The organism is uncultured Cedecea sp. (assembly GCF_947498825.1).
Classification (GTDB): domain Bacteria; phylum Pseudomonadota; class Gammaproteobacteria; order Enterobacterales; family Enterobacteriaceae; genus JGM124.
Genome location: NZ_CANMLV010000044.1, coordinates 1 through 9,321, shown reverse-complemented (window position 1 = coordinate 9,321; position 9,321 = coordinate 1). Strand labels below are relative to the sequence as shown.

Here is a 9,321-nt window from a genome sequence, read left to right as displayed (position 1 = left end):
CCACCTGCAAAAATAAGTGGACACCTAAATTACAGCGACTGGGGGAATAAACCAGACGGTGGTGGGATGACGCTTACCTTGAATCTGGTATCGTTGTCCTTCGATCAACTGCTTGTAGCTCATGGTAATACTCTAATTGTTTGGCGACGTTAGAATACCACCTATGGGCAGTTGATCTCTCGCCACCTACTCAACCATGAGTGGTGCACTTATTATCTGAATTTGCGGTTAAAAACTGGCCCAACTTTTGTATTGCTACTAGAGTATTAGATAGCTATCTAATGCATTATTACAATAATAGGAGTTTTAAATGGCTTGTTGGCGCTTTATTAGTAGTTTTTGGAGGGATTATGGTTGGATATCGTAAACTCTGGTGGGTATTAATCACCGTTTTAGCAATTACCTTTGGTGTGCTGGGTTATTTTGGTGCAGAAATTTACCGCTCTGCTCCACCTATTCCGGCGAAAGTAGTTAACCAAGACGGTAAGGTATTAATGACCAATGAAAGTATTTTAGATGGTCAAACTGCCTGGCAATCTGTCGGGGGTATGCAGCTAGGCTCTATTTGGGGTCATGGTGCTTACCAAGCACCAGATTGGACTGCAGATTGGTTACATCGTGAATTACTGGCTTGGTTAGAGCTTGCCGCTCAAGATCAATATAACAAAGCTTATGACAGTTTAACGCCAACTGAGCAAAATGGCTTACAGTTTGCGTTAAAAGAAGCTTATCGTACTAACACTTATGATAAAGCCACTGACACCCTAGTGCTGTCAAGTCGCCGTATACAGGCCATTGCAACAACTGCTGATCACTATATTAAATTATTTGGTAATGATCCGTCGTTAAGCGAAACCCGTGCTAACTATGCAATGAAAAACAACACCCTGCCTTCACTAGAGCGCAGAGAGCAAATGGTACAGTTTTTCTTCTGGACGGCTTGGGCTGCTTCAACTGAGCGTACTCCAGATGCAGCCACTTATACCAACAACTGGCCCCATGAGCCGTTAATTGATAATAAGCCTACAGCTGAAAATTTAATTTGGTCTTTAATTAGTATTATTTTATTAATTGCTGGTGTTGGAGCCTTAGTTTGGGCTTGGGCATTCTTACGCAAACACGATGACGAAGAGCCGGTGTCACCAAAGTTCGATCCTATAGCTAACCTTAAACTTACCCCCTCACAAAAATCGTTGGGCAAGTATATTGTAGTGGTAGTTGCACTATTTACCCTGCAAGTGTTCTTAGGTGGCTTTACTGCTCACTATACCATTGAAGGTGATGGTTTCTATGGTTTAAATACAACCGAATGGCTACCCTACAGCCTAGCCCGTACATGGCACTTACAAGCGGCTATGTTCTGGATTGCGACGGGCTTTTTAGCCGCAGGTTTATTTTTAGCACCTATTATTAATGGCGGTAAAGATCCTAAGTTCCAAAAGCTTGGCGTAGATATTTTATTCTGGGCCTTAGTGGCTTTAGTGGCAGGTTCATTCGCCGGTAACTACTTTGCCATTATGCAAATTATGCCGCATGAATATAGCTTCTGGTTTGGCCATCAAGGTTATGAATACATTGATATTGGTCGCTTTTGGCAAATCATTAAATACATCGGCATTTTATTCTGGTTAGTGCTTATGCTACGCGCCATAGTGCCCGCCTTTAAAGCCCCAGGTGATAAAAACTTATTAGCTTTATTTGGTGCTTCGGTTATCTGTGTTGGTTTGTTCTATGGCGCCGGTTTATTCTACGGCGAACGGACTAACTTATCGGTAATGGAATACTGGCGCTGGTGGGTAGTTCATTTATGGGTAGAAGGCTTCTTTGAAGTGTTTGCTACTGTATCTTTAGCCTTTATTTTCCATAGTATGGGCTTAGTGTCACGCACTATGGCAACTAGTGCTAGCTTAGCCTCGGCATCCTTATTTATGCTAGGCGGTGTTCCTGGTACTTTCCACCACTTATATTTCTCGGGTACCACTACCCCGGTTATGGCCGTTGGGGCAACTTTTAGTGCCTTAGAAGTAGTGCCTTTAGTGGTATTAGGTTATGAAGCCTTTGAACAGTGGCGGATGAAAAACCGTGCGCCTTGGATGGCAGATTTAAAATGGCCATTAATGTTCTTTGTTGCCGTGTCATTTTGGAATTTGTTAGGCGCTGGCGTGTTTGGCTTTATGATTAACCCACCTATAGCGCTGTATTATATTCAAGGCTTAAACACCACGCCAACTCATGCTCATGCCGCATTATTTGGTGTTTATGGCTTCTTAGCCTTAGGCTTCTGTTTATTAATATTGCGCTACATTCGGCCACAGTTGCAGTTTGACGAAAAGCTAATGAAGACCGCATTCTGGTGGTTAAACGTGGGCTTAGTATTAATGCTATTCACTAGTTTATTACCAATAGGCTTTATCCAGTTTTATGCTAGTGCCACAGAAGGCTTATGGTATGCACGAAGTGAAGCCTTTATGCAAAGTGATTTACTGCATACACTACGTTGGATCCGCACTATAGGTGACGTGGTCTTTATCATAGGTGCCTTAGCGGTAAGCTGGCAAATTGTTAAAGGGGTGTTTGACACTAAAGCAGCTAAGCAAATTAGCAGCTAAGTTAAACAAACTAATAAAAAGCACTACAGCTTTGCTGTGGTGCTTTTTTCGCTTTAGTTCGAACTGAATTTAGTTGTTCTATGCTTAATCGTTATTCAGCGCTTAACCGATAATCTACCTATTAATGGTTACATCGCTCCTCCCAAGATGGTCAATATAAACCACAAATAGGTTTGATAAACTAAACAAAATAGTGATAGAGCTTGTTAAATATGAATATTGAATCTTATGCCGACTTAATCCGCGAAGCAAACGCTCAGACTGAGCCACAACGCTTAATGTTTGTGTTCGCCAAAGCAGAATTACCTAAAGGCTACACTGAAGAGCAACAGCAAAGGTTTACCCAGCAGCAAGGTGGCACTTTAGCGCCTGTGCTTTGTGTTGATAAATTACCGGAAGAAATTGCAGACTTTTCAGTGCTGGTTGAAGAATCTACCCATACCGGCATAGATTGGGATATCGCTTTTGTAGCTGCCTTAGGTGGCCGCGGTGGCTTTGCTCCCAACAGCGACGAAGCCGCACAACCGTTAAAAATGATGATGGAAAAAATTCAAAACGGCATGATTGCAGAGTTTTTAACCTTCAATAAAAGCGGTGAACTAGTCGCGCTGTACTAAGCTAACTAGACAGTTGTAAAGCGCATACTAACGGCATTTAACACTACCAAAATATTTAATCTATGCTCATGCTCGCTTGTGGATTGTGTGTAAACGTGCACTAGTACCCTCTCAAATGGACGCCATCATCATCGATGCCCGTGCAGTGGTCAGACGGACATCGCCGTTCACAACAACCCTCCTATCGATGTAAGTTCAGTAAATACCAAAGCTACAGGTCGATTTTACAGAGTGCTGACTATTTTCAGGTCAATGAATGCCAACATTGCAATGAAATCGTTAGAGCAAAGAAAGTCTGATAATGGCTCCGAGCACTGTTAAATAAGCGCTTCTATATTTTTTAGCCAAGTATCAAACAAAGGGCATTTCTCACGCATAGTATCTAGGCCCACTTCTAAAGCTGCCAAAGTTCCTAAAAGTGGTTTTTCATAGCCGAAAATATGTTTTTCGATGCGCTTACTTGGTGCTGTTTGCGGGCTGTTGTTTATACGTTCTGGGGAGTCGAAGCCATGTGCGATCTGGGTAAAGGCCGCTTCAAGTCCTACTCTATCCATACCTTGAGCCATCTTTATCGGATCGCTAAAGAGAAGTGCTTCAAACTCGTACATCTGCACGTAAGGAATAAACCGACGCATAGCGTTAGCACCGATTTTTTCAGTCAATTTTTCTGCGAATGCGTTTTGTAGTGTTTGAGCCTTAACGGCGACAGGTGCATTGGCATCGACGGTATTCTTACCAGGGAAGCTTTCTGGTAACCCGTAGAAATCAAAGAAGGTGGTGCAATAGCACTGTTGATCTGCCAGCAAATGCTTTTCGATATCAGGAGCAAGTCGTTCAAACTTGAAGTTTCATGCACTATGGTCATTTTGATGGTCTCCCATCAATGATGTTTTTCTCCCATAGCTCGCCAACCGAATAATCATCTAGCCACGTACGGAATTTATCAGCATCTAAGCGTTTAAATGTCGATGCGGCTTCTTCACGCTCTACAACAATAAGGTCATCCAATTCAAATTCATTAAGTAGTGGAACGGATTGCGTAGATAGACTTAAAACCCTGGATGGTTAACTTGTCTATCTTACTCATTGGCTTCCTCGTGTCTGATTACGACGTATTGTTGATTGAATGGTTTGTTGATTTAGCAGAACTAAGCGCATTTCGATTGATGGGCGATTATACCTCAAAACCGTCACTTTATAGCTGAAAATACCACGATTTTCCGTTGCTGACCCATAGCAATCAAAACAATTTCAGATAGATATCATCTTCGTGCATACCTCAACGGTTTCATTTTTAGGCGATTTTTATGCGCGAAAATAACTACTATTTTGATGGTCCTGTTACGGCGGACAGGGTGCTCGACGCGGCCGCAGAAATCCTTGCTGCACGCGCCCTCCGAGGCGATCAATATTGCAATCCCGATGCAACAAAAACCTATTTATCTTGCAAATTAAAACACCATGTCTCTGCAAAAGAAAATTGACCTCCTGTCTGGAGCTCTGGATATGAAGAAAAACAGACTTGTTGAGTATCTCATAGAGCAGGAGTACACCAAGCAAACTAAAAAATAGCCTGGGTGCTTTAGTACTCAGAACGGATTGTTTCTGAAAAATGAGTGCGTACTGATCTCTGATTTAGTGATGTCCAAAACAAAAACGCCACGCGCAAAGCTGGTGGCGTTGACATCAAATCCAATCATAGCAATCGAGCATTTTAGATTCTCCCGTACCCCAAGCCGTACCCAGAGCGATTTTTGCTACGATTAAAAACCGTTTAAACCCTTATTTAATGCGTTCTATAAGCACACCTGCTTCCATATGATGGGTATAAGGGAACTGGTCAAACAGCGCCAGGCGTTCAATACGATGTGTCTGGCTCAGAGTTTCGAGGTTTTCACTCAAGGTGGTTGGGTTGCAGGAAATATAAAGAATACGCGGGTAAGCTTGTACCATGCTGAGCGTATCTTTATCGAGCCCGCTGCGGGGTGGATCGACAAAAATGGTTTCGCATTGATAGCTGGTTAAATCGATACCTTTCAGACGGTTAAACTCACGCTCACCCTTCATTGCCTGGGTAAATTCTTCCGCTGCCATGCGAATAATTTCAACGTTTTCAATCTGGTTCGCGGCAATATTATACTGGGCTGCAGCCACTGACGGTTTGGCAATCTCTGTTGCCAGTACCCGGTTAAAATTACGCGCGAGAGCCAGCGAGAAGTTACCGTTGCCACAGTACAGTTCCAGCAGATCACCGCGTGAATTTTGGGTCACATCCAGCGCCCACTCCAGCATGTGAATATTTACCGCAGCATTAGGCTGAGTAAAGCTGTTTTCGACCTGGCGATAGATCATATCCTGACCCGCAACCGGCAGACACTCATCAATATAATCTCTGTCCAGTTCAATTTTGGTTTTGGTCGCCCGGCCAATTAAATGCACGTTAAAGCCTGCGGCTCGCAGATTATCGCGCAGCGCCTCGGCGTGGTGCTGCCATTCTTCATCAAGTTTACGATGGTAGAGCAGTGAAATCACCGCCTGACCACTAAGAGAGGTGAGGTAGTCAATCTGGAATAGTTTGTGACGCAGGGCAGGGATATGACGTACGCCGTCCAGTACTGCAGGCATCAAAGCGTTAATCAGTTCGCTGGCCGCCGGGAAACTGTCAACGCGAATGCGGCTCTTGGTTTGTTGATCAAACATGATGTGGTAGAGGTCATCGCCATCATGCCAGATACGAAACTCTGCGCGCATCCGATAGTGGCTCGTGGGTGAGCGAAATACTTCGGGTGCGGGGGCTGAAAAAGGGGCCATCATCGCTTCCAGGCGTGAGACTTTTTCAGCGAGCTGGTCTTCATACTGCGCTATCGGGAGAAGTTCAGGGGTCATGGCAAGCTATCCAGTCGTCAGTTAATACTTATTACGCGGCGATTGTAGGGCTTCAGTCAGGGATGTCCAGCCTGATATCAGCAGAAGTTTAAATGGAAGTCTGGACATCCATCTGATGTTGACGTTAGCATATGCTTCCGGCCTCCTGGAGTTAAAAGGGAACCCAGTGCAATTCTGGGGCTGACGCGCAGCGGTAAGGAATGACAGGATGATCGCATTTTGCAGACACTGCTTTAAAAGCGGGAAGTCTTCATCTGAACAACGTCACCAAGCCCGAAGACCTGCCGGACTCACGTCGCAATAAACATAGCTATCGCGTGCTATCTGCTATGTCTGCGGCATCCTGGTATAAAGTGGATGCTCTATAAATGATGATTAAGCAACTTTCGCTGTTGTCGGTCTTATCCGCCACAGCTTTTTCCGTCTGGGCGCAAAACAATAATTCAGAGAACCTGGTGGTGACGGCTAACCGTTTTCAGCAACCGGTGAATACGGTACTGGCTCCGGTTTCTGTTGTTACTCGTGAACAAATTGAGCAGTGGCAGTCTAAAACAGTAACGGATGTGATGCGCCGTTTACCCGGTATTGATATTGGACAAAATGGGGGAATGGGACAAAAGTCATCGCTCTTTATTCGTGGTACTAACTCCAGCCATGCGTTGATTCTTGTTGATGGTATTCGTTTGAATCAGGCAGGGATCACGGGCTCCTCTGATTTAAGCCAATTTCCTATTTCTTTGGTACAGCGCATTGAATATATCCGTGGGCCACGCGCTGCTATTTATGGATCAGACGCGATTGGTGGCGTAGTCAACATTATTACCTCGAGTGATAAAATAGGTAGCACTCTGACCGCAGGTATAGGCTCAAATGGTTACCAGAGTTACGATGCGACAACCCAGCAAAATTTGGGTGATGATACTCGCGCAACTCTGGCAGGCAATTATACCTACACTAAGGGCTTCGACGTTGTCGCTGACGGAAATTACGGAGACCAGCGGCAACCCGATCGTGATGGGTTTATGAGTAAGGTATTGTTTGGGTCCGTTAACCACAATTTTTCCGATCGGTTCAGCGGTTTTTTCCGTGGTTATGGCTACGATAATCGCACGGATTATGATGGCTTTGCTAGCAGCGGTAAGATTGTTGATACCCAGAAAATATATAGCCAGACATGGGATACCGGCCTGAACTTTAGTCATGATATTTTCCACTCCCAGCTTATCTCCAGTTATGGCCACACCAAAGAGTACAATTATGATCCACGCAAAGGCCGTTATGACTCAACGGCCACGTTCAACGATATAAAGCAATATAATGTGCAGTCGATTAACAGTGTTGATGTGGGTAAAGGACATATTGGTGCGGGGGTAGACTGGCAGAAATTGACTACGGAGCCGGGTACTAATTCTCTTACTGATGGTTATACGCAGCGTAACACCGGTATTTACTTGACCGGGTTACAGAAGGTTAGCGATTTTACCTTCGAAGGTGCGGTCAGAAACGATCATAACTCTCAGTTTGGTAACCACGGAACCTGGCAAGGCAGTTCTGCATGGGAGTTTATCGACGGTTATCGTTTCATCGCCTCTTATGGTACGGCATTTAAAGCGCCCAATTTTGGACAATTATATGGCGGATGGGGTGGCAACAGTCAGTTAAAACCAGAGAGAAGTAAACAGTGGGAAGGCGCATTCGAAGGCGTGACTGGTAGTGTAAACTGGCGTGTTTCTGGTTATCGCAACGATATTGAAGATCTTATCGATTCGAACCTTGGTACTGGATGGCAATATTATAATGTTTCTAAAGCACGTATTAAAGGTGTTGAAGCGACAGCCTCTTTTGATACTGGTCCCCTTAGGCATGAAGTGGGATATGACTATGTAGATGCTCGTAACAGTGAGACCCATGAATCACTCTTGCGTCGAGCAAAGCAGCAGGTTAAATATCAGTTAGACTGGCAAGTTGAACAACTGGACTGGAGTCTGACCTATCACTATCTTGGTATTCGCTATGATAAGGACTACTCAACATATCCGGAGCAGTCGGTAAAAATGGGCGGAGTCAGCCTGTGGGATATTGCTGTTTCATATCCAGTCACTTCACATCTCACCATTCGTGGTAAAATAGCCAACCTGTTCGATAAAGATTACGAGACAGCTTATGGCTACCAAACTCCAGGACGTGAATACTACTTGTCTGGCGGCTACACCTTCTGATCCGCGCCCTACTGTGCTGGTGTTTGACTCCGGCGTTGGTGGGTTGTCTGTCTATAATGAGATTCGGCAGCTGCTGCCGAATCTTCATTACATTTATGTCTTCGATAATGTTGCCTTTCCTTATGGTGAGAAAAGCGAAGAGTTTATCGTTGAGCGCGTCTTATCTATTGTCTCAACGGTACAGCAACAATCCCCCCTTGCTCTGGCGGTGATCGCCTGTAATACCGCAAGTACTGTCTCTTTGCCTGCCCTGCGTGAAAAATTCAACTTCCCGGTTGTGGGGGTGGTTCCGGCCATCAAGCCTGCAGCGCGTATGACCGCTAATGGTGTGGTGGGATTACTGGCAACGCGTGGCACGGTAAAACGCCCGTATACCCATGAGCTGGTCGCTCGCTTTGCGGCAGAGTGCAAAATTGAGATGCTGGGTTCGGCGGAGCTGGTCGAACTGGCTGAGGCGAAATTACATGGTGAGTCAGTGCCTCTGGATGAGCTCCGTCGTATTTTACGGCCATGGCTGCGAATGACTGAGCCACCGGATACCGTGGTATTAGGCTGTACTCATTTTCCTCTATTACAAGAGGAACTACTTGAAGTCCTTCCGCCGGGTACAAGATTGATTGATTCTGGGGCCGCGATTGCACGGCGTACCGTTTGGTTACTGGAACATGAAGCGCCAAGTGCTGTATCTACAGATGAAAGTGTCGCGTACTGCTTGGCATTAACTCCAGAAACAGCACAATTAATACCCGTATTACAGCGTTATGGCTTTTCAAAACTGGAAAAACTGACGCTTTCTGACCATTTTGAGTAAAAAAACGACGGTCAGTTAATTATTTTAAATTAGGGGGTTGTCAGTCGCGAAGAACTCCCTATAATGCGCCTCCACTGACACGGAACAACGGTTTACGAATCGCCGAGCCAGTCAAAGAAAAGCGAAAAATAAACGCTTGACTTTGAAAGAGGAAAACGTAATATACGTCACCTCGCGAC

The 9,321-nt window shown here is 45.0% G+C and carries 7 protein-coding genes, 1 pseudogene and 1 riboswitch; of the genes and pseudogenes, 5 read left to right on the top strand and 3 right to left on the bottom strand.

What is annotated here, in order from left to right; all coding sequences use genetic code 11:
* Positions 1 to 203 precede the first annotated feature (203 nt).
* Positions 204 to 2,609, top strand: coding sequence for a nitric-oxide reductase large subunit (locus Q1A40_RS22610; RefSeq protein WP_300005975.1), 2,406 nt, complete (start codon positions 204 to 206; stop codon positions 2,607 to 2,609).
* Between the two features lie 212 nt (positions 2,610 to 2,821).
* Complete coding sequence (locus Q1A40_RS22605) at positions 2,822 to 3,226, top strand: ribonucleotide reductase subunit alpha (RefSeq protein ID WP_143683508.1); 405 nt, start codon at positions 2,822 to 2,824, stop codon at positions 3,224 to 3,226.
* A 317-nt stretch (positions 3,227 to 3,543) separates the two neighbouring features.
* Here the strand turns inward: Q1A40_RS22605 and Q1A40_RS22600 are convergent.
* Positions 3,544 to 4,056: pseudogene (locus tag Q1A40_RS22600) on the bottom strand (DUF4276 family protein); the annotation flags it as partial.
* A 31-nt stretch (positions 4,057 to 4,087) separates the two neighbouring features.
* Positions 4,088 to 4,234 carry a hypothetical protein gene (locus Q1A40_RS22595; protein WP_300005968.1) on the bottom strand — a complete coding sequence of 49 codons (147 nt, stop codon included), beginning with the start codon at positions 4,232 to 4,234 and terminating at the stop codon, positions 4,088 to 4,090.
* Positions 4,235 to 4,533: 299 nt separating this feature from the next.
* Here Q1A40_RS22595 and Q1A40_RS22590 point away from each other — a divergent pair, with 299 nt between their 5' ends.
* Entirely contained in the window at positions 4,534 to 4,710 is a 177-nt protein-coding gene (locus tag Q1A40_RS22590; protein ID WP_300005965.1) for a hypothetical protein, read from the top strand.
* Positions 4,711 to 5,008: 298 nt separating this feature from the next.
* Here Q1A40_RS22590 and trmA read toward each other — a convergent pair whose 3' ends face one another.
* Positions 5,009 to 6,112, bottom strand: coding sequence for a tRNA (uridine(54)-C5)-methyltransferase TrmA (trmA, locus tag Q1A40_RS22585; protein WP_300005963.1), 1,104 nt, complete (start codon positions 6,110 to 6,112; stop codon positions 5,009 to 5,011).
* A 121-nt stretch (positions 6,113 to 6,233) separates the two neighbouring features.
* Positions 6,234 to 6,416, top strand: a riboswitch (cobalamin riboswitch).
* A gap of 67 nt (positions 6,417 to 6,483) precedes the next feature.
* On the opposite strand from trmA, the gene btuB reads away from it, so the two are divergent.
* The gene (gene btuB / locus Q1A40_RS22580) at positions 6,484 to 8,331 is read left to right on the top strand and encodes a TonB-dependent vitamin B12 receptor BtuB (RefSeq protein ID WP_300005979.1); all 1,848 of its coding nucleotides are present in this window, start codon (positions 6,484 to 6,486) and stop codon (positions 8,329 to 8,331) included.
* A complete protein-coding gene (gene murI, locus Q1A40_RS22575) occupies positions 8,276 to 9,142 on the top strand; it encodes a glutamate racemase (RefSeq protein ID WP_300005960.1) in 867 nt (288 codons plus the stop codon). The genes btuB and murI overlap by 56 nt, the downstream gene beginning before the upstream one ends.
* Positions 9,143 to 9,321 lie beyond the last annotated feature (179 nt).

Coding starts and splice junctions, on each gene's coding strand:
- murI (WP_300005960.1), top strand. CDS start 8,276: ATGGCTACCAAACTCCAGGACGTGAATACTACTTGTCTGGCGGCTACA.
- btuB (WP_300005979.1), top strand. CDS start 6,484: ATGATTAAGCAACTTTCGCTGTTGTCGGTCTTATCCGCCACAGCTTTT.
- trmA (WP_300005963.1), bottom strand. CDS start 6,112: ATGACCCCTGAACTTCTCCCGATAGCGCAGTATGAAGACCAGCTCGCT.
- Q1A40_RS22605 (WP_143683508.1), top strand. CDS start 2,822: ATGAATATTGAATCTTATGCCGACTTAATCCGCGAAGCAAACGCTCAG.
- Q1A40_RS22590 (WP_300005965.1), top strand. CDS start 4,534: ATGCGCGAAAATAACTACTATTTTGATGGTCCTGTTACGGCGGACAGG.